At 47.0% G+C, this 23,296-nt stretch carries 25 protein-coding genes and 5 pseudogenes; 19 read left to right on the top strand and 11 right to left on the bottom strand.

All coding sequences use genetic code 11. From position 1 onward, the window contains the following. Positions 1-30: 30 nt before the first annotated feature. On the top strand, positions 31-795 hold the full coding sequence (locus BMX14_RS05055) for an SDR family NAD(P)-dependent oxidoreductase (RefSeq protein WP_092673721.1): 765 nt from the start codon (positions 31-33) through the stop codon (positions 793-795). Here BMX14_RS05055 and BMX14_RS05050 read toward each other — a convergent pair. After that, a pseudogene (locus BMX14_RS05050) lies at positions 796-1,083 on the bottom strand (metal ABC transporter solute-binding protein, Zn/Mn family); the annotation flags it as partial. Between the two features lie 7 nt (positions 1,084-1,090). Here BMX14_RS05050 and BMX14_RS05045 point away from each other — a divergent pair. From BMX14_RS05045 to mdlD, 3 genes and pseudogenes are all read left to right on the top strand, one after another. After that, positions 1,091-1,291 (top strand): annotated as a pseudogene (locus BMX14_RS05045) (TetR/AcrR family transcriptional regulator); the annotation flags it as partial. Positions 1,292-1,477: 186 nt separating this feature from the next. Further along, positions 1,478-1,777: a hypothetical protein gene (locus BMX14_RS05040; protein ID WP_092673716.1), complete on the top strand. Its 300-nt coding sequence runs from the start codon at positions 1,478-1,480 to the stop codon at positions 1,775-1,777. Positions 1,778-1,879: 102 nt separating this feature from the next. Continuing rightward, entirely contained in the window at positions 1,880-3,184 is a 1,305-nt protein-coding gene (gene mdlD / locus BMX14_RS05035; protein ID WP_092673713.1) for an NAD(P)-dependent benzaldehyde dehydrogenase MdlD, read from the top strand. A gap of 5 nt (positions 3,185-3,189) precedes the next feature. Here the strand turns inward: mdlD and BMX14_RS05030 are convergent, their stop codons facing one another. Together BMX14_RS05030 and BMX14_RS05025 are read right to left on the bottom strand one after the other, a co-directional pair. Then, positions 3,190-3,723 (bottom strand): helix-turn-helix transcriptional regulator, encoded by a 534-nt coding sequence (locus BMX14_RS05030; protein ID WP_092673710.1) that lies wholly within the window; start codon positions 3,721-3,723, stop codon positions 3,190-3,192. Next, positions 3,720-4,085: a hypothetical protein gene (locus BMX14_RS05025; RefSeq protein WP_092673707.1), complete on the bottom strand. Its 366-nt coding sequence runs from the start codon at positions 4,083-4,085 to the stop codon at positions 3,720-3,722. The genes BMX14_RS05030 and BMX14_RS05025 overlap by 4 nt, the downstream gene beginning before the upstream one ends. Before the next feature lie 101 nt (positions 4,086-4,186). Between BMX14_RS05025 and BMX14_RS05020 the strand changes: the two genes are divergently transcribed. After that, the gene (locus BMX14_RS05020; protein WP_092673703.1) at positions 4,187-5,101 is read left to right on the top strand and encodes a bestrophin family protein; all 915 of its coding nucleotides are present in this window, start codon (positions 4,187-4,189) and stop codon (positions 5,099-5,101) included. Positions 5,102-5,117: 16 nt separating this feature from the next. On the opposite strand, the gene BMX14_RS05015 is transcribed toward BMX14_RS05020, so the two are convergent. Beyond that, complete coding sequence (locus BMX14_RS05015; protein ID WP_092673699.1) at positions 5,118-5,366, bottom strand: hypothetical protein; 249 nt, start codon at positions 5,364-5,366, stop codon at positions 5,118-5,120. Beyond that, positions 5,266-5,580: a 3-methyl-2-oxobutanoate hydroxymethyltransferase gene (locus BMX14_RS16790; protein ID WP_230527306.1), complete on the bottom strand. Its 315-nt coding sequence runs from the start codon at positions 5,578-5,580 to the stop codon at positions 5,266-5,268. Before BMX14_RS16790 ends, BMX14_RS05015 begins: the two co-directional genes overlap by 101 nt. On the opposite strand from BMX14_RS16790, the gene BMX14_RS16785 reads away from it, so the two are divergent. After that, entirely contained in the window at positions 5,552-5,692 is a 141-nt protein-coding gene (locus tag BMX14_RS16785; RefSeq protein ID WP_230527344.1) for a type 2 periplasmic-binding domain-containing protein, read from the top strand. The two genes, BMX14_RS16790 and BMX14_RS16785, sit on opposite strands and share 29 nt — an antisense overlap. Positions 5,693-5,950: 258 nt before the next feature. Continuing rightward, positions 5,951-6,184 (top strand): hypothetical protein, encoded by a 234-nt coding sequence (locus BMX14_RS16550; RefSeq protein WP_177173087.1) that lies wholly within the window; start codon positions 5,951-5,953, stop codon positions 6,182-6,184. 32 nt (positions 6,185-6,216) lie between these two features. Here BMX14_RS16550 and BMX14_RS05005 read toward each other — a convergent pair. Beyond that, positions 6,217-6,486, bottom strand: a pseudogene (locus BMX14_RS05005) (pyrimidine utilization protein A); the annotation flags it as partial. 261 nt (positions 6,487-6,747) lie between these two features. Here BMX14_RS05005 and rutR point away from each other — a divergent pair. The 7 genes from rutR (at position 6,748) to yjjJ (ending at position 14,440) form a co-directional block, all read left to right on the top strand. After that, the gene (gene rutR, locus BMX14_RS05000; protein ID WP_230527304.1) at positions 6,748-7,380 is read left to right on the top strand and encodes an HTH-type transcriptional regulator RutR; all 633 of its coding nucleotides are present in this window, start codon (positions 6,748-6,750) and stop codon (positions 7,378-7,380) included. A gap of 382 nt (positions 7,381-7,762) precedes the next feature. Continuing rightward, positions 7,763-8,791: an NADP-dependent oxidoreductase gene (locus BMX14_RS04995; protein ID WP_092673693.1), complete on the top strand. Its 1,029-nt coding sequence runs from the start codon at positions 7,763-7,765 to the stop codon at positions 8,789-8,791. 122 nt (positions 8,792-8,913) lie between these two features. Beyond that, positions 8,914-10,086: an MFS transporter gene (locus BMX14_RS04990; RefSeq protein ID WP_092673690.1), complete on the top strand. Its 1,173-nt coding sequence runs from the start codon at positions 8,914-8,916 to the stop codon at positions 10,084-10,086. 154 nt (positions 10,087-10,240) lie between these two features. Beyond that, positions 10,241-11,290 (top strand): glycosyltransferase family 9 protein, encoded by a 1,050-nt coding sequence (locus tag BMX14_RS04985; protein ID WP_092673687.1) that lies wholly within the window; start codon positions 10,241-10,243, stop codon positions 11,288-11,290. A 262-nt stretch (positions 11,291-11,552) separates the two neighbouring features. After that, on the top strand, positions 11,553-12,062 hold the full coding sequence (locus BMX14_RS04980; RefSeq protein ID WP_092673684.1) for an SRPBCC family protein: 510 nt from the start codon (positions 11,553-11,555) through the stop codon (positions 12,060-12,062). A 98-nt stretch (positions 12,063-12,160) separates the two neighbouring features. Continuing rightward, a complete protein-coding gene (locus BMX14_RS04975; protein WP_092674243.1) occupies positions 12,161-13,072 on the top strand; it encodes a LysR family transcriptional regulator in 912 nt (303 codons plus the stop codon). A 63-nt stretch (positions 13,073-13,135) separates the two neighbouring features. Then, complete coding sequence (yjjJ, locus tag BMX14_RS04970; RefSeq protein WP_092673681.1) at positions 13,136-14,440, top strand: type II toxin-antitoxin system HipA family toxin YjjJ; 1,305 nt, start codon at positions 13,136-13,138, stop codon at positions 14,438-14,440. Between the two features lie 45 nt (positions 14,441-14,485). On the opposite strand, the pseudogene BMX14_RS16780 reads toward yjjJ, so the two are convergent. After that, positions 14,486-14,805: pseudogene (locus BMX14_RS16780) on the bottom strand (SDR family oxidoreductase); the annotation flags it as partial. Between the two features lie 402 nt (positions 14,806-15,207). On the opposite strand from BMX14_RS16780, the gene BMX14_RS04960 reads away from it, so the two are divergent. Continuing rightward, the gene (locus BMX14_RS04960; protein ID WP_092673679.1) at positions 15,208-15,606 is read left to right on the top strand and encodes a hypothetical protein; all 399 of its coding nucleotides are present in this window, start codon (positions 15,208-15,210) and stop codon (positions 15,604-15,606) included. Positions 15,607-15,627: 21 nt separating this feature from the next. Continuing rightward, positions 15,628-15,999 (top strand): hypothetical protein, encoded by a 372-nt coding sequence (locus BMX14_RS04955; protein WP_092673676.1) that lies wholly within the window; start codon positions 15,628-15,630, stop codon positions 15,997-15,999. A gap of 892 nt (positions 16,000-16,891) precedes the next feature. Here the strand turns inward: BMX14_RS04955 and BMX14_RS17150 are convergent. From BMX14_RS17150 to BMX14_RS04945, 3 genes and pseudogenes are all read right to left on the bottom strand, one after another. Then, positions 16,892-17,047: pseudogene (locus tag BMX14_RS17150) on the bottom strand (STM2901 family protein); the annotation flags it as partial. A 35-nt stretch (positions 17,048-17,082) separates the two neighbouring features. Then, positions 17,083-17,376: a DUF1493 family protein gene (locus BMX14_RS04950; RefSeq protein WP_092673673.1), complete on the bottom strand. Its 294-nt coding sequence runs from the start codon at positions 17,374-17,376 to the stop codon at positions 17,083-17,085. After that, positions 17,370-17,828: an STM2901 family protein gene (locus BMX14_RS04945; RefSeq protein ID WP_092673670.1), complete on the bottom strand. Its 459-nt coding sequence runs from the start codon at positions 17,826-17,828 to the stop codon at positions 17,370-17,372. Before BMX14_RS04945 ends, BMX14_RS04950 begins: the two co-directional genes overlap by 7 nt. Positions 17,829-18,436: 608 nt before the next feature. On the opposite strand from BMX14_RS04945, the gene BMX14_RS04940 reads away from it, so the two are divergent. After that, positions 18,437-19,135, top strand: coding sequence for an acetolactate decarboxylase (locus BMX14_RS04940; protein WP_092673667.1), 699 nt, complete (start codon positions 18,437-18,439; stop codon positions 19,133-19,135). 35 nt (positions 19,136-19,170) lie between these two features. On the opposite strand, the gene BMX14_RS04935 is transcribed toward BMX14_RS04940, so the two are convergent. Further along, a complete protein-coding gene (locus BMX14_RS04935; RefSeq protein ID WP_092673664.1) occupies positions 19,171-19,902 on the bottom strand; it encodes an SDR family NAD(P)-dependent oxidoreductase in 732 nt (243 codons plus the stop codon). A gap of 287 nt (positions 19,903-20,189) precedes the next feature. Between BMX14_RS04935 and BMX14_RS04930 the strand changes: the two genes are divergently transcribed. Further along, positions 20,190-22,085: an NAD(P)-binding protein gene (locus tag BMX14_RS04930; protein ID WP_092673661.1), complete on the top strand. Its 1,896-nt coding sequence runs from the start codon at positions 20,190-20,192 to the stop codon at positions 22,083-22,085. Continuing rightward, positions 22,082-23,278: a c-type cytochrome gene (locus BMX14_RS04925; RefSeq protein WP_092673659.1), complete on the top strand. Its 1,197-nt coding sequence runs from the start codon at positions 22,082-22,084 to the stop codon at positions 23,276-23,278. Before BMX14_RS04930 ends, BMX14_RS04925 begins: the two co-directional genes overlap by 4 nt. The last annotated feature ends 18 nt before the right edge of the window (positions 23,279-23,296 follow it).

The raw sequence follows: 23,296 nt of genomic DNA, 5'->3' as shown, positions 1-23,296 counted from the left end.
TTGGGGTATTTCACCGATAAGGAGCGCATAATGTCTCGTTTTACTAACAAAGTTGTCGTGGTAACCGGCGCAGGTTCCGGTATGGGTGCAGCAACCGCTAAGGCATTCGTGAACGAGGGCGCGAAAGTCGTACTGGTAGGCAGAACGGCAGAAAAATTGAATAACGTCGCTGCAGAGCTACCCACCGAGCAAGTATTAATTGCCCCGACTGACGTTGCTGACCCGCATGCTGTCACCGCGTTAGCCGCGCATGTCGAGCAGAAGTGGGGGAATGTTGATATTCTGGTGAATAACGCTGGCGTAGTCGTGCAAGGACTTGCTCATGAATTATCTATCGATGATTGGGATAAACAGATGGGCACTAACTTGAATGGCGTATTTTATATGGTGCGCGCCTTTGTTCCCGGCATCTTAAAACAGAAAGGTAATATCGTTAATATCTCTTCTGTATCCGGTCTCGGCGGCGATTGGGGGATGAGTTTCTATAATGCCTCCAAAGGAGCGATCAGTAACTTCACACGCTCTCTGGCGATGGACTACGGTCAACATGGCGTCAGAGTCAACGCGGTTTGCCCTGGCATGACGGAAACCGAGATGACCTCAGGGATCACCTCAGACACCAAAGCCCTCGATAAATTCAAAGACCGCACACCGTTGCAACGTCCCGGACAGTCAGAAGATATTGCGCATGCGGTGCTGTTTCTAGCCAGTGATCAAGCCAGTTACATTACTGGAGTGAATTTACCGGTCGATGGCGGGATCCATGCCTCAAACGGACAACCCCGCCAAGCCTAATTATTCGCGCTTACTCGCTAACAGCTGCTGGGTATTATATTTAAAAGCCAGCAAGTAGCTGGCAGCAGGGCACTGTTGTGTTGACAGGGCCTCGGGGTACAGCCCACCGCCGGGGGTCGCACCACTGGCGTGGGCGATTTGGGTCACCAAACGTGGGTCGGTCTGATTCTCTGTAAAGTAGTGCTTGATATGACGCTGCTTAAGCTCTGTTATCAACGCGCCAACCTGCTGGGCAGAGGCTTCCGATTCAGTCGATAATCCAAGCGGCGCATTAAACGTGACACCGTAACATACCATCATGCGGCAAAGTATTGTAGGAATTATCGCGGAGGGTATTGCAGCGGGAGAGTTTCGCCCGGACATTAATCTTGAGGAAGTCACGATTATTCTTTTTGCCTTTATCGACGGTTTAATCGCGCGCAAGGCTATAAACGCATCCTTCTCTTTTAGCCGCGACCTGCCTATGTTTTTTGAGCTAATGTCAAAATTATTGAAATATTGCCAAACATGTTCAGTCATAACGATAGCGTTCGAATCGCAAATGTCCGCTTCTCGCTCAAAGCTGCCTGTCAAAGTGGTCAAGCTTTACATAGCTCAGAGGTACAAAAAATAACCTTAACGTACAATAATTTTCGATATCCAAACTGACCGCTATAATACCTTTACCCGCGCCAGTCTATTAATGGCGGCCTCCCTCTTTAGCAGTTATGGCCATGCCGTGGATGTGAATACCGGCGATAGCGTTTTCTATGGGCACAATAATGATGCAGGTAACGGTAACCAAACCCTCAAGCAGCATCCCACCTATGAACGGCAAACCAATTTGCGCTACGATTTTACCCGCACCCAAAACATGGCGATCGGTTACGCGCTCTACACCGGGGGTCGTCAACATCTGGATGGCGACTATAATCAAACTAAGACGGCTAGCCAACAAGCGCGTATCGAGTACCATCAACTATTCGTCGGCCATTTCAAGTGAGTACCCAGCTTATTCATGACTTCGATGTGAAAGCTGCTACAAAAAAGATACCGGTCTGAACCTAAGACTGCTGTACTTATTTTAAGACCAAGAGAGGACGTAATGACTATTCAAGCTGTGATCGACCAAGCCTTTGTGGCACAAAAAAAAGCATTTTTAACCGGTAAAACGACCGATATCGACGGTCGCTTAGCGAATTTACGCCGTTTTAAACAAGCCATCTTGAATAATAAAGAAGCGATCTATCAGGCCCTCGACAGTGATCTCGGCAAAACTCCTGAAGTGGTGGATATGGCGGAGATTGGCGCTGTGACAGATGAGATTGATGTAATGCTAGAGAACCTGACGACCTGGGCGCAGGACGACGTTTTCCCTTTATCCGGTCACTTCGCCGGATCAGAAGGGCGGATACGTGCCGAGCCTTACGGCTTAACCTATATTATTGGCCCGTTTAACTATCCGTTTAACTTAACCCTCACACCCTTGGTTGGCGCAATCGCCGCAGGGAATACCGCCATTCTTAAACCCTCAGAATCGACGCCAGCAACCTCAGCGATTATTAAGAAAGTGATTGAAGAAAGTTTCGACCCAGAGATCGTGACAGTTATCGAAGGCGGGCGTAAAGAGAACGAAATCTTACTGGCTAAGCCTTTTGATTTCTTCTTTTTCACCGGTAGCCCAAATGTCGGCAAAATTATTATGAAGGCAGCCGCAGACCATTTAGCGCCGGTGGTATTAGAACTCGGTGGCAAATGTCCGGTGGTAGTGTTCGAGGATGCTGACATTGACCTGCTTATCGAACGCCTTACCTATACTAAATATTTAAACAGTGGCCAAACCTGTGTTGCCCCTGATTATCTGCTGGTGCCGGAGGCGATTAAGCAACACGTTGTCGACAAATTATTAACGAAGATTGCTGCCGATTATCAGGGTAAAAGTGTTGGTAAACTCGTCAATACCAAACAGATTGAGAAACTGGCTGGCTACCTCAAAGAGACTAAAGGTAAAGTGATTGCCGGGGGAGAGTATGATGAACAGAGTCGTCAGTTCGCCGCAACCGTCGTTACCGATGTCGAGTGGGACGATGCGTTAATGCAGGATGAGATCTTTGGCCCAATCTTGCCGATCCTGAGCTATACCGATCTGGCGACTGTGCGTGAGAAGATTATTACTCACCATGAAAAGCCACTGGCCATTTATGCCTTTAGCCGAAATGAGCAGGCTGCGCTAGACTTTATTACGACTATTCAGTCTGGGGACGCGCAGATCAACGATATGTTGACTCACGCCATGTGCCCACAGTTACCTTTTGGCGGCATTGGCCCATCGGGCATGGGGAAATATCATGGTAAACCCAGTTTTGATATTTACTCACACAAGCGATCTGTTCGCACCGTGAAAGCCTAACACCCTCAGTGCGGGCGCTGCGCCCGCATTTCTTTGGGCGTCATACCAAAATAGCGGCGAAACGCTTGTGAGAAGTGGGATTGACTACTGAAACCGCATTGCCAAGCAATTTCTGCAAGCTGGAGATTATTCGCCAAGGGCTTTTGTAATAAGCGGCGAGACTCTTCAAACCGCAATTGCCAGACGAGCTTCATTAACGATAAACCTTCCTCCGCTAACAACCGGTTCATATAATTCACGCTTAAGCGAGTATGGTCAGCGATCATCTGCCCAGTCAACTGGCTTTCATGCAAGTGCCGGCTGATATAGCTTTTAATCGCCAAGACATTACGTAATTTCGACGCTTTCCTGCTACGCGTCAGGGTCTCGCTGTTCAACAGCACCTCGCCGAGAGAGGCTATGATCATCTGGCTGCCAACCGTTGACATCATCGGCGTAACCTGCGGTGCTTGGGCCACATAATGGTCGATCAGGGTGCGTAAGTAGTGGAACTCTTCCGCACCAAGCTGTGTCGAGTAGCCACCATTTTGGCGGGTCATCGGCAAGACTTGCGGCGATCACAACCGATAACATAGAGTGAAGTGGGCAGGGTAAACACCTCTTCAAATTGGCTATGCCAAGGCATTAACGAGAGTGAACCGTGGGGGAGTGAAATTTCTCCGAACCGATTGGCGATATGGATCTCGCCGTCGGTCACTAATTTGAATATTACTTGATCGGAAGCTGCTTGATGGGGATGGGCAGTCAGCGTGTCCTTGAAACCATCAAATCGGGAAAATACCGCACTTGGGGTCTGAATGGTACAGAACTCGCTCTCGTCGCTTAAGGTAACGGTTGAGGGTTTAAGAAACTGAAGTCCATAACTTTCCGCGAGAAACTTCGCGAGATCTTTCGATTTCATGCAAGCCCTCTATCAGTTAAGCTCATTGTACAGTCATAAAGGATAAGCGCTAGGGCTGCTAGCGCTAGACTTTAGCTATTCTTAAGTGTTAGGAACCCGTGATGATCGTTCGTCCCCCACAACATTGGTTTGTTCGTCTTTTTACCTGGCATGGCTCGGTGATGCCGCAAATTCTATTCCGTTTACTGCTTAATCTCGGTATGTCGCTGATTGCCTTAGCACTCTATCCGTGGCTTGGCCAGCACAGTGCTCATCTGACGTTACCACCATTCAGTTTATTAGGCATTGCTATCGCTATCTTTTTGGGATTTCGCAACAACGCCAGTTACAGCCGTTACCTTGAAGCCAGAAAAATTTGGGGTTCCATGATGATTACGAGTCGTAGTCTGATCCGTCAAACACTCTGTGCCGTAAATGAGGCGCAAAGCCCAAAATTAGCCGCAAAGTTGCTGATTGCCTACGCCTGGACGCTTAATCACAGTTTACGCGGCAGCTCCGCGCGGCAGGATTTACAGCGCTCAATCGACCCTTCAGAGGCTGACGGCATACTGAATAAACAGTCAATGGCGAATATGCTGCTGTTGCAGGTGGGGCAGTTGTACGCCAATCTGCTGCGTCAGGGGAAAGTAACCGAACTTCAATACCGTAATATCGACGAGAATCTCAATGAGTTATCCCGTTGTCTAGGTGGTTGTGAGCGTATTACCAATACACCGGTGCCTTTTGCCTACTCTTTAATCTTACAACGCACCGTCTACCTTTTCTGCACGTTATTACCCTTGGCGCTGGTTGCCGACCTACACTGGCTTACGCCCTTTGTTTCTGTTTTTATCTCCTATACCTTTTTATCATGGGATGCGGTGGCGGAAGAGATGGAACATCCTTTTGGCGAGGGCGCTAATCACCTTGCGCTCGATGCCATTTGCACGGGTATCGAGCGCAATCTTCTAGAAATGACCGAACAAACACCCTTACCGCCGTTAAAACAGGTTGATCGATATTATAATCTTACGTAGTAGGTAAGTGACGTTGTCACGCTTCTAACCATTGAATACGTTGCACAGCAAAGGGGATAGGGTCGGTCACTGTCATGGCATGCCCCCCATAGTCTACTAAAGAAAAACGAGTATTAATTAATCCTGCTGCCAGCTGTTCGGAGCACATCCAAGGGACCAATAGGTCATCTTTCGAACAAATCACCAAGGGTAGGGTAATCTGACCAAGGCGGGACAGAGCATACACGGCTGAGCTTGTATATTGCTTGCCGGCTGTTACCGCCACACACAGCTCTCAATGGCACTCTGGATACTGTGCTGTCTCGACATGAAGTTGCGGACAAATGTAGGGTGAGTCCCGTAAGACTTATCCCGAGCATATCATGCAGAAAAAGCACCTGACCATACGTGTCTGGACCTGCACCAATTCCGATCACCGGTACAGAAAATCTGGCGTCAAGAGATCTCGATATGAATAGATTTCTTGAAATAGGCCACATCCACGTGGCTACTTCTTCTGCCGATGTGCGCTTCGTCGACAATCTACTCGCTGAACAACGACTGAACCGTAATTTTGCGGTAATCATACCGCACTGGCTTACCCTGCCGTAGGTTCTGGCGAAAACTGACCTCATTGCAGCAGTATCCAAAATTGACTCTTCCGTGCATTTTTCGGGACTGACAAACCCTTTGAATGTCCAACCTTTGCTGGAATAAACGCGATACATGCAACGTGGCACATCTGTGGCTGCGGGAGAAGATCTTCCGGGCCGGCGAAATGCTCGCGAAGCCATCAGCCTAAAGTCCCGATGTCTGTAGCCATTTATACACAGACCGGGCAAGCTCAAGGGGTTTTTCCAGCGGGATCAGGTGCCCCGTCCCTTCAATGAAATCAACTTCACAGCCGAAGTGGCTCGCCAGTTCTGCTGCCTCCTCATCCAAATGGCATTAAAATTTACGGCAAAAGCAGGATGTGGGGCATCAGGAATGATGGCGAGGTATGCATTCGGCAGCATTTTAGCGGGATCCCGAGGCTATGCTCAAGCCGCTGAATACTCTTACCCATTGCTGATTTCGACACGCCCAGTTGCCAAAATGTCTTAGTGTAGGATATTTTCCTTTTCCAAGCGTCCCCCTAAAGTTGCCGCCGTGGCGTAGAGTCTTATCCGCGCCGTTACCGCTGCGAGTCCAGCCCTTAGCGTGGAAGATTCGAGATTATGGTCCCAAAATTCGGTTTTACCGCCGAATTCTCGTAATTTAATCATCGATAATGCAAACTCGAAAGGTTATGCTCAGCCCGTTTAACGATAGTTTTATTCAGCTCGAAGGTCGGTTTATATTGCGGGACGTTTTCTGAGAAAACGCCAACCGTAATTGCCGATTGGAATAAAGACACCAATTTTCATCTTTGCCACCTCTCTCAAAATAGTCGATAGAGCATGCAGTGTTGGGCGAACCAGTGAAAGCGGTCTGGCACACAGAGAATTTGCAAGCAGTGTGCCAACTTTAAAAAATCTTTATTGATGAGGGAGTTAATCCTTTATACTGCTAAGCAGTAGAGCAAATGAACAACAGCAGACCATCTGGTGCACAATCGTTAAACAGTTATGGGCAAGGGCGGCGCGGTCAGTCGTTCAGCCGAGAATATTGAAGAAAGGAGAGTGTCAGTGAGTGAGACCAAGGCCAGTCCTTCGCGGCGTTCACGCGCCGCCAATCAAAAACGCCGGACCATTCTCTCTGCGGCATTACCCCTCTTTTCACAATATGGGTTACATGGCACTTCTTTAGAACGGGTCGCGGAAAGTGCTGACGTCTCAAAAACAAACCTTCTCTACTATTTCCCGTCGAAAGAAACCTTGTATATCGCACTACTGGAAGATTTATTAGAAGTATGGCTCGCCCCGTTAAAAGCCTTTGCGGCGGAGCAGGATGCGATAACCGCCATTGAGCACTATATTCTGCTTAAGTTGACCGTGTCGCGGGATCACCCGCAAGCCTCGAAACTCTTCTGCTTAGAAATGTTGCAGGGGGCGCCATTACTCACGCAAACCCTCCACACCGCCTTAAAACAGTTAGTCGACGAGAAATCGTCGATTATTCAGGGCTGGATCGATGCGGGACAGCTTGCCCCGATCGACCCGCTGCATTTACTCTTTACCTTGTGGGCAACCACTCAACATTATGCTGATTTTGGCGTACAAGTTGCTGCCATCAGCGGGAAAACACTCGATGATCCCGCTTTTTTCCAGCAAACCTTCGACAATGTGAAAAAGATCATCATACAAGGTATCGCCCGTTAGTTAGGTAACGAAACGGCGTGTGCCAATAAACGTAATACGTTCTGAATCCGCATGGTTAGCGATCAACGACTTAATAGGGTCCAAGGTCTCTATATTAACCTTGGACGTATCGGTGTTAAAGGTCGTCAATACGACAAGCAGTTACTGACACTAATGGCTTTGAACAGTCCCTGTCGATAGAGATTATCCAGCGCCTGGCAAATTCCGAAGTATCAGGGGTGGTGTGTTAAACGCCATTGTCGCCACTCCCCAAATCAGCCTCGACGCTTAGTGCCGGGCATATCGGCCTCTGTCGCATCAAAGGTTAAGCGATGACGCTAGCGGCTAGGTTGAAAGTTAGCTAGGCTTCAGTGACAATCATCAAAATTGTTAAGGAGTCATGATGTCCACTGCAGAACATCCCTATCAGGGCTGGCAGCTTAGTCAACGCCCGAGCGGCGAGCCCACTGAGCAGTGTTTCACCTGGGTTACAGGTGAATGTCCTACGCCTAAACAAGGAGAATTGCTGCTTCGTACAGAGTACCTCTCTCTCGACCCCTATATGCGCGGTAGAATGGATGACAGTGAATCCTACGCACCGCCGGTACCGCTTGGTGATGTGATGGTAGGCGGAACGGTGTCTCAAGTTGTGCACTCCACGGTGGCAGGCTTCGAAGAGGGCGATTGGGTATTGTCTCAGGGAGGCTGGCAAAACTACTCGCTCGCCAAGCCAGAAGAGGTAGTTAAGCTCGATCACGCGCTCGCACACCCTTCTTATGCTTTAGGAATACTGGGGATGCCGGGTTTTACCGCCTATATGGGATTGACCGATATCGGTAAACCGCAGGCAGGTGAAACGCTAGTGGTGGCGGCGGCTACTGGCCCTGTTGGCGCAACAGTGGGCCAACTTGCGAAACGCTTCGGGTGCCACGTCGTGGGTGTCGCGGGGGGAGCTGAAAAGTGCCGCCATGCGGTAGAGGTGTTAGGCTTTGATCACTGTATCGATCATCATACCGAAGATTTCGAGCAACGATTAGCATCCGTCTGCCCAAAAGGGATCGATATCTACTTTGAAAATGTTGGCGGCAAAGTATTCGACGCGGTATTTCCTCGCTTGAATCCGCGGGCTCGCGTCCCGGTCTGTGGTGCAGTCTCGTATTATAATCACGCAGAGCTTGCGGATGGCCCCGATAAAACGCCTTATATCCTGACGCAGTTAATTAAGAAGCGTATTTTACTGCAAGGCTTTATTATTTTTGCTGACTATGCAGATCACTACTCGGATTTCCTGTCGGTCATGACGCCTTGGGTCGAAAACGGTGAAATCCATTACCGTGAGCAGGTGATAAAGGGTCTTGACCAGGCACCGGCTGCATTGAACAAGGTGTTGCGTGGCGAGAACTTCGGTAAGGTGGTGATAAAACTTTCTTAATTTCTTATTTTATTAGCTTAAGCCGTCGCAGTGAATCGTTGCGCCGGCTCACTTTACACAGCAAAAATTTTTTCTATTACCTCCTTTACCCGCTCACCGAATTTTTATAATTAGGAAACTGAATGTCTCACTCGTCGCATAGACCAAACTGGCCGGCAGTCTTTGCTATTGCCTTTTGTGTAGCCTGTCTAATTACCGCAGAGTTTTTACCCGTAAGCTTACTGACGCCGATGGCGGCGGATCTCCATATTAGTGAGGGAACAGCGGGGCAAACCGTGACAGTTACCGCGTTAGTGGCCATGTTCGCCAGTGTTATCATTACGTCATTGATAAAAAATAGCGATCGCCGTTATGTGGTCATTGCCTTTGCGGTATTACTTTCGATCTCCAGTCTCATCGTCGCGCTCTCCACCAACTTTTATTTGCTGTTAGGGGGACGGGTCGTGCTCGGCGTTGCATTAGGGGGGTTTTGGGCGCTAGCGGCTTCGGTGACGATGAAACTTGTGCCTCCTCACGCGCTAGCCAAAGCACTTTCTGTGGTCTTCGGCGGGGTATCTATTGCAATGGTCATTGCGGCTCCCATTGGCAGTTTCCTCGGCAATCTTATCGGCTGGCGAAATGTATTTATTGGTGCGGCAATGCTGGGAGGGGTTTGTAGTCTGTGGTTAGTAAAAGTATTACCCGCAATGCACGCTACGTCAGTTGAAAAAGAACCCATGCTGAGGATTTTCAAGCAAACGGGTGTCAAGGTGGCGATGTTAGCCATATTTCTCACTTTCTGTGGGCAGTTCTCTTTCTTTACTTACATTCGCCCACTTTTGGCGACCGTTTCTAAACTTGACGTTAATCAACTGACACTGATATTTTTAGGCTTTGGGATCGCCAATTTTATTGGTACTTCCTGCTCCGCTATCGTCTTAAAAAAGCACTTAATCCACACTTTATTTCTCGCGCCTACCACTCTCTTTGTCTGCACAGGCTTATTTATTTTCTTTGGCCACATCCCATGGGTGGCGTCGCTAATTATTATTGTGTGGGGATTCACCTTCGGATTAATTCCTGTCGCATGGTCTACCTGGATCGCGCGTAACCTGGCTCACCAAGCCGAAAATGCCGGAGCCGTGCAAGTGGCGGTGATTCAGTTTGCGAATACCTTAGGGGCTGCATTGGGTGGGGTATTACTTGATAGTCAAGGGATCCTCGCCCCGATAACGCTCTGCGGCGGACTTATGTTAATAACTGCCGGTTTAATAGGCTTTGTCATGCCCAGACATACCGGCACGCATCAGTCATAGGTGTAAGGTGAGGGAGGTCCCTCACCTTACTATCGATGAGAATTTTTCAAATATAAGGTCGCTATCCAGTATTTTGAACAATTTATGCTTTCTACGGTCAATTATATAATTCCGATACTAAAAATATAAATGATATAGCTTGGTAGCATAAAAAATGTCCATTTTAAGAAAGTTAGCCTGTAGTTTTTTCGACTACAGCACGCAGCCGTTGATTGCCAACACCGTTCAAACCGTAGTGTTACACATCCCGGATCAAATCGGCGATGCCATGGCGACTTATCCCCTGATCCGGTCATTAGAAAAGCAGCAGGTTGCGCATCTTATTATCATCGCTTCTACGCTTAATTATCACGTGTTCGAGGCCTTGAGCCTCAACAATACTCGTTTAACAGTGATTACTACCCAATTTCAAGATGTCGCTCGCTACCAAGAGATTAAGGCGTTAGCCAAACAGATCCGTGCCGAACACGGTGTCCCCGATCTCTGTATTGAAGCGATGCGTAAAAAGAATCTGAAAACGCTATTGTTTGTGAAAACCCTGCGTGCGAGAACTAATTTACAAGCCGTAGGCCTGGAGATGCGCTGTTTTTCCCCTTATTGTCGTGTGGCCTCCCGTATGGATCAGAAATTTCGCGCGCCAGTGCCAATGACCTGGTCTATTTTAATGCGCGAAGCAGGGTTTCCTGTCGTGAATGCCGGTTTCGAATTACCCATTCCCGAAGCGACGTCGCAGGAGGTTGAGTCTGAACTCAATGCGCTGGGTCCTTATATCGCATTAAATCTCGAGGGGAGCGTGGCAGAACGTACGTTTTTGCCCGAGGCAGCTGATCAGCTACTTGCGCTGATTCAACAGGTCACTCGCTTACCCATCGTGATTGTGCATAGTCCGAAAATGAGTGAACAGGCTAAAAAACGGGTGGCCGAATGGCAAAATGTCCATCGCTTATCGCTCGAGCCTTCCATCCTTCGCAGCGCCGCGGTGGTGCGTAATGCCTTTTTAACGATTTCTCCCGACACGTCTATCGTCCATATGGCCAGTGCTTACCAAGTACCCGTTTTAGCCGTTTACGCTAATTTTAAAACACGCTGGCCGCCGATGCAGACCCTAGCTGAAACAGTGGTCGTGGGGAGAGAGATTAGCGATTTTCATGCAATTGAGTTTAGCGAAAAACTTCAACGGCTCATCACCCGTATCGCAGCATAAATTCCATTTTCTTCGACAGTAAATAAACAAAAGCGCTAAGCTATCGGTTACCCACCTCGAAGTGAGTTACCGATAGCATGACTGATGCCCACTTGCTGCCCTATGCGATAGCGTTACTTCACAGAGGCCTTCGCATTAATCATTCGTCCACTCATCACAATCAGCAGCGCTAATAGTCGCTATCAGCAATGCTGATTGTTCTTTTTCCTCGGGTTTTGACATCCTTTCGTCATCTGATATCACGTTTAAAGAGATCACTACGATGCAAAATGCAATTCATTGGCCTGAAAAATTCTTACCTGGTTTTAGCGATAATTTCTGTTCAAATGAGGTTATTGTTGCGGGACTGAGCACGGCTGATATTTGGCCGCTATTAATTACGCCTTCATTATGGCCAAGCTACTACGCCAACGCCGCTAACCCAGGTCTCCATGACTCTGACAGTAAGACCTTATTCGCAGACTGTCGTTTTTATTTTGACACCTTTGGCTTTTATGTCGAATCACAGGTCACTGAATATGTTGCACCCAATGCCGGAGAGCCTGGACGTATATCGTGGCATGGTTGGGTAGGAGAAGAAGGGAGCGCCGAACGTCTAGATGTGCTACATGCTTGGCTAGTGGAAGACTTGAGTCAAGGCCGCGTGCGGATCCTTACCCAAGAAACTCAAAATGGAGAGCCTGCCAAAGCGTTAGCGACCGCCACGCCAAATCCGATGATCAACGGTCATCAAGACTGGCTGGTGGGATTGGTGAACACGGCAAAAAAATAAATCCTAATTCTAGCGCTGAGATAGGCGTCGCAACTCGACAAATGCGTTCACTGCCTTTAGCCTTAGTCGATAAGGATTTTAAAGGGTCAGTGTCAGAGATGAAAAATGAACTCCGCAGCTTAGATCTGAATCTGCTTAAAGCACTCGGTGCGTTGCTCGAAGAACGCAGTGTGACTCGCGCAGCGCATCGCCTAGCCATTAGCCAACCGGCGGTCAGTGGCATGTTGGTAAAACTGCGCGAGCATTTTAGCGATCCGCTGTTTGTACGAACGCCAGACGGTATGATGCCGACCGCACGGGCAGAGGAGCTAGCCGGCCCGGTCACGCAGATCCTGCGGGATATTACGCAATTATTAAATCCGCCGCACTTCGATCCCCTTAATGCGACACTCACCTTTACACTTGCCGCTACGGACTACGCCCTCAGCGCGGTGCTAATCCCGTTGATTGCGGTATTGAAAACCCGTGCACCCGGCATCAATATTGCCATACGGCCAATTATTGACGATCAAGTGACGCAACAGCTTTCTCGAGGAGAGGTCGACCTTGCCTTACTGACACCAGAAACGACCGCTGAGGAATTGCATAGTCGGAGCCTTTATCAAGAAGAGTACGTCTGTGTCGCACACCGATCGCATCCAATTGCGCAAAGTTTATCAATGACGCTTGAGCAATTTTGTCACTATGAACATGTCTTAGTGTCAACCGAGGGACAGTTCAGCGGTCCGACCGATGAGAAACTTGCCGAAATTAACCTTCAGCGTCGTGTTGGCGTTTCCGTGAATAGCTTTCATGCCGTGCCTGAGATATTACGCCTCACCAAAATGATTGCGGTGCTTCCCAAACGCTTAGCCAGTGTCACGCATGACTTAGTGATTATCCCGATGCCGCTGAGTGTACCGGGCTTTACCAAAAGTATGGCATGGCACGCACGTCGCCATCAGGATCCTGCTCATCGTTGGCTACGTGCGTTATGCGTCGAGGTCAGCCAACAAGGTGACATTGCATGACCCATGTGCTAAATTATCTATTCAAAAAGCTATTCATATATCTATTCAATCGGGAGCGGGGCGATGATAAACCGTACGGAAGCCATACGTTTACATCTTCAAAAATCGCCGATGACGGTTAAGCAACTCACTGAAAAAATTAGTGTTAGTCAGCCAACGCTCTCGCGGGCGTTGAAAAATATGGAAAGCGATATTATTAGAATAGGCGCGGGACCTTCTATTCATTATGCACTAAAACACCCTTATCGCGGTTTTAGTATAGCGCCGATATATCGGATTTCCGAAGCAGGTAAAATTAAATTATTGGGCGATCTGATCCCGGTCTATCCCCAAGGATTTGTGATGTGTCAGACCGATGGTGTCGTCCACCATAGTGATGGCCTGCCATGGTGGCTATTTGATATGCGGCCGCAGGGCTATCTTGGCCGTGCGTTTGCTGGTGCCTTTTCATCGGAATTGGGCTTATCATCGAATCCGGAAAATTGGCAAGACGACGAGGTGATCAGAGCCTTATTGACTCATGGGCATGATAGCGTAGGTAACTTATTGATTGGTGAAAGGGCGAAAGCGCAATTTTTAGCGATGCCAAGCCCGACACTGATAGACCGAGAGCTGCATTACCCGCAAATGGCTCTATCCTCCAGTTCGGGTGAAGTGCCCGGCTCGTCTGCAGGGGGAGAACAACCTAAATTTTGCACGTTCAGTACCACCGGTCATGTTCTCGTGAAGTTTACCGCACTGGAAGATAATCCCGTCAGCGAACGTTGGCGTGACTTATTATTGGCAGAGCATTTAGCCTTACAGGTGCTAGGCGTTGAAACAACCGTACTTGATTTCGGTTGCCAACGTTTTCTAGAAATTCCTCGTTTTGACCGACAGAATGCATTGGGTCGAATTGGCATTTTTTCATTGCGCGCGTTAGAGGCGGAGTTTATAGGCAAAGCCCGAGAACCTTGGCCAAGCTTAGTTAAATTGCTAGCGGCTCAGCAGCATGTTATCGCCGAGGCGGTACAAGAAGCGGCAAAGCTCTGGGCATTCGGCGTATTGATCGGTAATACCGATATGCACCATGGTAATTTATCGTTTATCAGTGATCAGGGTCGGCCTTACCCGTTAGCGCCAGCTTACGATATGTTACCGATGGGCTTTGCGCCAAAATCGGGGGGCGAAAGGGTGAATACGTTGCGTCCGGCGAGTTTACTCGACGTTATCGATGAACAGTGTTGGCACCTAGCGCTACAGATGGCTGAAGAATTTTATCGTCTCGTTCTCGCGTGTGATAAATTTTCAGAGAACTTTGCGCCTTGCCTCGATGCGTTGGGATCGCATTTGGCGGATGCCCGACAACGTATCGAGCGACTGGGGTAGGGGGAGGCAAGTAAAAATGGTGGCTTATTCGTCTGAAAATAGAACTCAATCAGTGATGATATTTTCAGGCTTATAACACAGAGGCGTATTATCTACGTCTAAAACGCCATCATTTTTTTGTGGATTATCTATCAGTAGTTCGGTAAATAATTGAGTGACTATTGTTGGGCCTTGCCTCTTTCTGCCATCAACTCAAATCTTTTATTCTTCGCAGCATCGTACGTTAAAGGTTTAACTAAGACCTGAGCCATCAATTTACGCGAAATCACTCCATCCTAGGATGCACCTGAATGACGTCGATCGCCTTGCAGCATAACGAGTCTATTTTTATCATCATTATTGTAATCAAACCAATCGGACCTGACTTTACGCGGTTCTCTAAGCAAAACTTTGGGTTGAAGGCCCATTTCGATAGCAGTTTCGATGACATGAAAAGTAATAAGAGTGATATGGCTTTGATATCTAGGTATGATCTTAACTTATGACAGCTTACCTAGAATTAGTGCTATCAGGTATTGAACTTAGTGTGAGTTCCAACGATAGACTTCATTGAAGACCAATTGGTATTGATGACATGAAGGGGACGGAATCGAGACGGTCAAAAAGATGACGTAACGAAGTACACGTTAAAACAGCACCTAAAATGCAATTTAACATAATATACATTATGCGTACCAAGGTAGCGGTACGCATAACAGTTGAAATGTCTTGCGGCCTTAGGTCTGATTATGCGCTGAATTCTGATACAAATAGGATGATAATAAGCAATGAATAAACGCATTAAACTTCTCTCATTATGTGCATCATTATGTATACCTTTTATGAGTCATGCAGATGAAATTGTTTGCCACAACGGTTGGACGATTCAACTTAATGGAACAGGTACGAAAAGTCGATTTTTGAGTTATACGGGTAGCACTGGCACGGCTAAGCTACTTCACTACGGTAAGGTTATTTCAACTAAGCGTATTGAAGATATTGAACAATCCGTTTATCAGACCAGTGGAGCGCCTTTAGTTAATTATGAGTTTGATGTCGATGATAAAACATTTTATATAGTTGCTCTTGATATGAGCACACAAGGAATGGATGCTGGCGAACCTACTATTGCTCTTTGGGGCGGTGATGAAATGGGAACGTCTTGTATTGTGAATGGTTCAAATTAAATAGTATAAAAAGGATGCATTGTGAATAGTCATTTTCTCGCCAAAAACCTAGCTAAACTCTTTCTAGCTTTCAATATACTCATTCTAACTGGATTACTATTTTTTATCGCAAGTGACGAATGTTTTGAATTTATTCGTAGCATTCAAGCTGTAACACCATTACTCTATAACGTTACGGGAAATGAAATTCGAGTTGTTATTGCAGTATGCATTATCCTTCTGATGATTGAAACATTCACGACCTATGAAACGAAGGTCATCGCTTTTACTCAGGCAGATATACAGAAAGAAATATTAAAAACATTACTATCCATTAAGAATGGTAAGGATAGCAACTCAATCTCAACAATAAAGGATAATGTAAAGTTCGATTTAGATAAGTTTAAAGACTAATATTTAAATTCGTTTGTCACTCTTTTATTAAAGGTCAGCTCTAGCCGCATGGCTCTAGCCGCATGGCTCTCCTGCGGAGGGCTAACCTTTATCTCTACCCTTCTCTTTTGTTTCTAACTGGCACTCAGCAAGTGCAACTAACTGACCATAAAGAGTAAGTATCAATATAACTAATTCGTTCACAATATTGTCACTAATACTTTTTACTAATATTTTTATAACATGGGGATAATATAGGGACACTAACATTTTAACCGTTAGCCAAGCCTAGGTACCACTCGCTTCAGAGAGAGCTTTGCATAAAATCAAATAATAACCCAAACGATGAATCATTCGGAATCCCTAGGGATAGGGGAATTGAAATGGTGAAAAACGACACGCACGCATTTGTTCAGACATTTATTGAAAATACTGGAGAAGAACTAAAGGAGTTAATTTCAGGGATGTACTCTTTGATTGATAACCAAGAAGTAATAATTCAGTGGCAAAAGAAAAAATAGTATGTGGTTCGCATAATGCACTCTATGTATAAAGACCAACCCTCGCAATTCCGGTAAACCCCATTCTACCGGAATGGCTCAGAACACTTCTGTAACATAGCGTCATACATTGTGCGCACCGATACGCATATAGGGAGAATCTTGCATAAACCGTCGTTGGATAGTTCGCGTCAACGGGCTACAAACGATGATTATGCTATATTCCCTGTTTTCCAGATGAACCAGATTCACAAGCAGTAAATGAATGGCCTGACTTTACCATGAAGGTACTGATCTTTCTGACCATTATAATTTTTAATTTGTTTCACCAGTTAAAGGAGGTATTCTGAATTTCCGCCATGAACGTCCATTCCACGGTTTAACAAGCTCATAAATCCGCTCTTCGACATTATCTACCATATCTTGTCACCCCCCTTAGCGATGAGGTTGTAGTCTCTGACGGTACGGTATGCTATTTGTGAAATATCAGAAGCAAGAATGATCCAGCCTATCACAGGTATAGCCCGACCAGTGAAGGTGCTGATCTTTCTAACCATTATAATTTTTAATTTGCACCGCAATTGGTCAAATACTCATTTGAATATTAATCATATAGCCAGCGACCAGCCCTAGCGGACTCGATAAGCATATTTATGGTCAGCGATTTTTCATTTTTTCGATGTTTAGCAAAATAAGCCTGAAAATTTAAATCGTCAACGTTAAGGTTAAATTCTTCAAAAATTTCCAACAACAGCTCTGCCGCTTCAATGGGATCCATATTCATTGAGTGATTTAGTGATGTTTCATCTGTTAAGGGTTGAACTTTCAGTGCTGGCCACGTAATCCCATTCCATGAGTCAATTAGCTCATATATCCGTTTTTCGATAGTATTTACCATATTTTATCTTCCCCTCTGGCAATACGGTTGTAATCTCTTAGCGTGCGAGCCGAAATCTGAGATATATCGGAAGCTAGGATAACCCAACCAACAACAGGAACGGCTCTGCCAACAAAAGTCCCTATTCTACTTACCATTTTGATTCTAAGCGTTGACGGTGGATAACCCCCTATAACTGAAGAAAGTCTAATCGGTCTGGGGAAGCGTGTATTGCCAAATAATTTACGCGAACCCTTTGAGGCAATCGATGTATCAGGTATTGCTCCTGCAAGTTTTCCGCTTACTGGCAAAATATTTAGCCCGGCCACAATGGATACTATCGCTCCAAAACCCTGCACACCCAACTGATTAGCAGTGTTTTCACAGAAAATCACAAACAGTAACTGGCTGGCAGTCAGATTTGGACGCCCCGCAAAAAAATATGTGTTATTAAGCTCTTCAACCGTATCCATACAGAAATCTCCCTTTTAATAATAATTTCATGCCCTGGAAAGATAACTCCATTTTATTATTACTACAGTAATTTACCACGGCGACTTCTTATTATATCTAGGATAATTTTTATGAAGAATAAGCAGTTTGGATAAATCAGTCATATAATCAACAATCAGTTGGTGCCGATCCCATAAGTATAACTATCGTAAAATCAGGGACTGAAGGAAAATAAAGGCAATAAAAATTCATTAATTGGGCAATGACTTGTTTTATTTATTGAGAGCCATTTAGTGATAGTTCGACCTAACAATACGCTGAAATCCCCTACCTCATTAATCCCGTAATAATTTTATCTTTAATTTCCTTTTTAAACGGATATACACCTTTGACACTTGCCACTGAGACGAATCGTTGTGAGGGTCGGCTATAATATACTTTATGATGAACGGGTATGATTATTGGTTTACCTAAAAAATATACCACCCGGCAAGGCTATGCTGATTATAAAAGTCGGCCTAGCGATATTGCGCAAGCACGACTACGCTTAATCAGTGAAAAATAGCTATATCAATGTGTTAACCCTAAACGTCGATGGCGGTTTACTTCGTTATCAATCGGAGATGTTATGAGCAAGATTATACAATATTCCACTATAGGTGCCCTAATGTCTGGTCACTTTGCTGGCGATTTTTCACTCCAAAACAGCCATAGCCCTACGCTGTTTGGATTAGGGTGCTCCTGTGGGATCAGCGGCGAACTCACGATCTGTAACGGCGAGTTCTGGGAGGCGACGGCGGGCGAATCACTGCATCAACTTGCTGATCGCCACCTTCCCTTTTTACAAGTCACCGATTTTGTGGCGGAAAATTCGTTTGAGGCTACGAATATACAGGATAAAAACCTTGATCAGCGCCTAGCAGAACGGCTGGCGATAAAAAATATTTTCTTAGCCGTTAATGTGAAGAGCCGCTTTGATGAACTGGTTATTCGCCGTCCGCAGCGCGATGAATCGCAAACTCGCACCGTTAAAGAGATGTCGGATGCACAGCAAGTGGATACGCATAAGGAAATTGCCGGCCAACTGATTGGTTTTTGGACACCGGAGTTATTTGGACGGATCTCCGTGCCCGGCTTTCACTTCCACTTTCTCAGTGATGACCATAAAATCAGTGGTCATGTGCTGTCCTTTACCGCCGCTAACGCGGTAGTCGATTACCAAGTCAAACAGACTATCGAAATCAGTAATCCGACTAGCGAAGCCTATTCCTCACTTACTATCGACGTCGCGAAAGTGGATGAGCTTATCGGTCAGGTGGAGAAATAACCGACTAGGCATCCTCAGATGCCTAATCCTAAAGTTTACGCCAGTAATCCCCCGTCAACCGGCATCGCGATGCCGGTGATATAGCCAGCCTGCTCACTGACTAAAAATCCAACCGCATTGGCGATGTCACTCACATGGCCATAAGACCCCGTTGCCACAAAGCTACTCAAATATTTAGCATCTTCGGTATCAGCGGGATTTAGATCGGTATCGATCGGGCCGGGTTCTAACACGTTGATAGTAATTCCTTTTTTTCCAAGATCACGTGCCACCCCTTGTGCGAATCCACGTAATCCGGCTTTGGTCGCCGCGTAGACGGAGAGACCGCCGAAGGGTACACGTCCTGCGAAAGCTGAGCCCATTAATACAATACGGCCGCCCTCACCCATCACTTTTACCGCCTCGCTGGTTTCAATCATCATTCCGCGTAAATTGAGGTTAATCACCGCGTCAATATCCTCGCTGGTCACTTCAGTAATAGGTTTATGATTGCCGATCCCTGCATTACATACCAAGGCATCCAGGCGGCCTAACTGTTTCACCGTCTCCCTGATCACCAATTGGTTGCCTTCAACCGTTGAACCGTCTGCTTGAATTAGTGCAACTTTACGACCTAGCGCAGTGATTTGCTCCGCGACTTCATCGGCTTTGGCCTTATTACGCGCGAAGGAGATGGCAATATCGAATCCTTGTTCGGCTAATTGGCGAGCGATGGCTGCGCCAATCCCGCGGCTTCCGCCAGTAATCAGTGCAACTTTACGTGTCATGGTTTACCCCTCATTCAGGTGTCGCTATAGGTCATTGGTAGTGACCCATTAAGTCCCTGAGGGTAACATTTTCGAACGAACGATGGAGGCGATAACGTGCCCTTCACACCTCATCGGCGTGTTATCAACGCTGCATCTGTGAACAGAAAACCTTAAAACTTACCTCTATATTGGGTAATTGCATTAAGCATCACGTTTACTATCGACTAGCATGGAAGAAAAGAGCAAAAATCGGTACCTTTGGCGGCAGAATAACTCGATTACAATAAGAAGCAATGGAGAATGACATGCCTATTACTCGGCGTGATTTTTTAAATGGCACGGCTATCACTTTAGCTGCCGGTCTAACACCCTTTAAACTCACTTATGCAGCGATGACCGCAGAAAATAACCGCTATTACCCACCAGCATTGATGGGAATGCGAGGTAACCATCCGGGATCCTTTGAAATGGCGCATAAAATTGGCCGCGAAGGGCTGATCCCGGCGGTTAAAAAATTGTCGTCGAAAGAACACTATGATCTCCTGATTGTGGGGGCAGGATTAAGCGGTCTGGCCAGTGCGCTATTTTGGCAACAGAAGATGGGGAAAGACCAGCGTATCTTGCTACTGGATAACCACGACGATTTTGGCGGCCATGCGAAGCGTAATGAGTTTTCTACCCCTGAGGGCACTATCATTGGCTATGGCGGCAGCGAATCATTCCAATCCCCTACCCATATTTATAGCCCGGTCGTCTTGTCGCTACTGAAATCACTGAATGTTGATATCCAGCAGATGGCGAAGGATTTTGACGTTAACTTTTATCCGGACCTTAACCTTAGCCGTGGGGTCTATTTCGACAAAGCCCACTTTGGTGAAGATAAGCGGGTCAGTGGCGATCCGGATGGCGTAGTCGCTGATGATATTCCCCCCAATCGTCGTAATGGCCGCCCTATTACCGATTACATTAATGATTTCCCGCTCTCATCGGAAGATCGCCAAGCACTGATTCTATTGCATACCCTCTCTAAAGATTATCTAGCGGGTATGGATACTCAGCAAAAGGTAGATTGGTTAGCTAAAAACAGTTATTTAACCTTTCTGAAAGATAAGGTCGGCCTATCTCAAACCGCGATTGCCTATTTCCAACAAATGACCAATGACTTCCAAGCGGTTGGGATTGATGCGACAGCCTGTAATGATGCTCAACTCTGTGGTCTACCGGGTTTTGAAGCCATGGGACTCCCCGCACTCGATCCCGAAGACCAAGCTGAATTGACTGACCCCTATATTTACCACTTCCCTGACGGCAATGCCGGTCTCGCACGGATGATGGTACGCCGCTTAATACCGAGTGTCGCGCCCGGCGATACCATGCATGATTGTGTGACAGCGGAATTTGATTACTCGCAACTCGATCGCAACGATCATCCCGTGCGGTTACGCCTTAATAGTACAGTCGTGAACGTGACCAATCAGGATAACCTTGCAGAAGTCAGCTATTTCGAGCAAGGCGAACTGCATAAGGTCTCCGCTAATAAAGTGGTCATGGCGTGTTATAACATGATTATTCCTTGGTTGATGCCGGAATTACCGGAGGCACAAAAGACAGCCCTGCATCAAAATGTCAAAGCCCCATTAGTCTATTGTAATGTGGTCATCCGCCAATGGCGCGCGTTTCAGAAATTGGGGGTCCACGATGTGTATTCCCCCGCCGCGCCGTTTAGTATGGTAAAACTCGACTTCCCAGTCGATATGGGTGAGTACCGCCATCCCCGTGATCCGAATAAGCCAATTTGTCTGCATATGGTGCATGTTCCCACACTGCCGGGAAGTGGCTTATCTAACCGCGAACAGTCGCGTAAAGGCCGGGCGTGGTTACTCGGTACCCCCTTCAGTACCTTTGAGACGATGATCCGTGAACAGCTTCAAGGAATGCTCGGTGAGGCTGGGTTTGATCACCAACAGGATATTTTGGGCATTACCGTCAATCGTTGGGCACATGGCTATTCTTACATCGTTAACACCTTATACGATGATGAAGAAGAAGCAGAGAAAACCATCAAGGCTGCCCGTCAGCCATTCGGTCATGTGGTCATCGCTAATTCGGATTCCGATTGGAGCCCTTACGCTCATGCTGCCATTGACCAAGCCTGGAGAGCAGTGAATGAGTTATCCGCGCCTCAAGGAGCAACATCATGAAACGTCAATTAGGATTAGCGGGCTTATTTCTTGTTTCTCTGCAGAGTTATGCGTCTCCGAATAGTGATCTCATTTCCCAAGGGGAATATCTGGCACGAGCAGCCGATTGTATGGCATGTCATACTCAAGACAGTGCGAAACCTTATGCTGGTGGTGTAAAATTTGAATTACCTATTGGCACACTCTATTCCACTAATATCAGCCCAGATAAGCAACATGGCATCGGCGATTACAGCGAAGCTCAATTTTCTCGTGCAGTGCGTGAGGGGGTGGCGAAAAATGGTCAACGCCTCTATCCCGCCATGCCTTATAACGCTTATGCAAAGTTAAGTGATCAGGATATTCACCCCCTTTATACTTATTTTATGCAGGGCGTGAAGGCCGTCGATCAGCCTAACCGCGATAATGACATTCCTTGGTATCTCGCCGCACGCTGGCCATTGCGCATTTGGAACGCTATTAACGCGCCTCATCCAGTAGACAGTAGTCCTTCAAGCGAGCAGAGCGATCCGCTTAAGCGTGGGGCCTGGTTAGTGGAAGGGCCGGGACACTGCGGTGCTTGTCACACCCCGCGTGGGTGGATGATGCAGGAGAAAGGGTTAACGGCCGCGAGTAAAAGCTACCTTTCCGGTGCTGAAATCGAAGGATGGTACGCCCCTTCTCTGCGTCAACTCCCTTACGACGCCGCACAGACCGCCCTAATCCTGAAGTCGGGCCATAATGCCACCAGCGCAGTGACTGGACCGATGTCTTCAGTGATCACACACAGTACCCAGTATTTAACCGACAGTGATGCCCAGGCAATCGGTCTGTATTTACACTCGATACGGATTGAGAGCAATCAGCAAACTCTAGCACTACAGGTTTCAATGACCGACCCAGATAAAAACTATCTACGGTATTGCTCTACCTGTCATGGCAAAGAGGGGCAAGGTACGCCTAATGTCATTCCGTCATTGCACCATAACCTGCTAGTCACAGCGGACAATCCCGCAAGTTTAATTCGCGTTATTGCTGATGGCGCAAAAACGCCTCAAACCTTGGGACAGTTCTCTTGGTCAATGCCTGGCTATCATCATACTCTTGATGATCAACAGCTAGCAGAGTTGACTAACTATGTGCGTGGACGTTTTGCTGGCAAACACGATAAAGTGACAGCGTCACAAGTGAGCACTATTTTATCCTCGCATTAATCAGCGTAAAGCGCCCTC

It is taken from the genome of Rosenbergiella nectarea (genome assembly GCF_900111105.1).
Taxonomy (GTDB): domain Bacteria; phylum Pseudomonadota; class Gammaproteobacteria; order Enterobacterales; family Enterobacteriaceae; genus Rosenbergiella; species Rosenbergiella nectarea.
The sequence above is the reverse complement of the archived record's forward strand: the minus strand, read 5'-3'. Positions and strand labels throughout refer to the sequence as shown.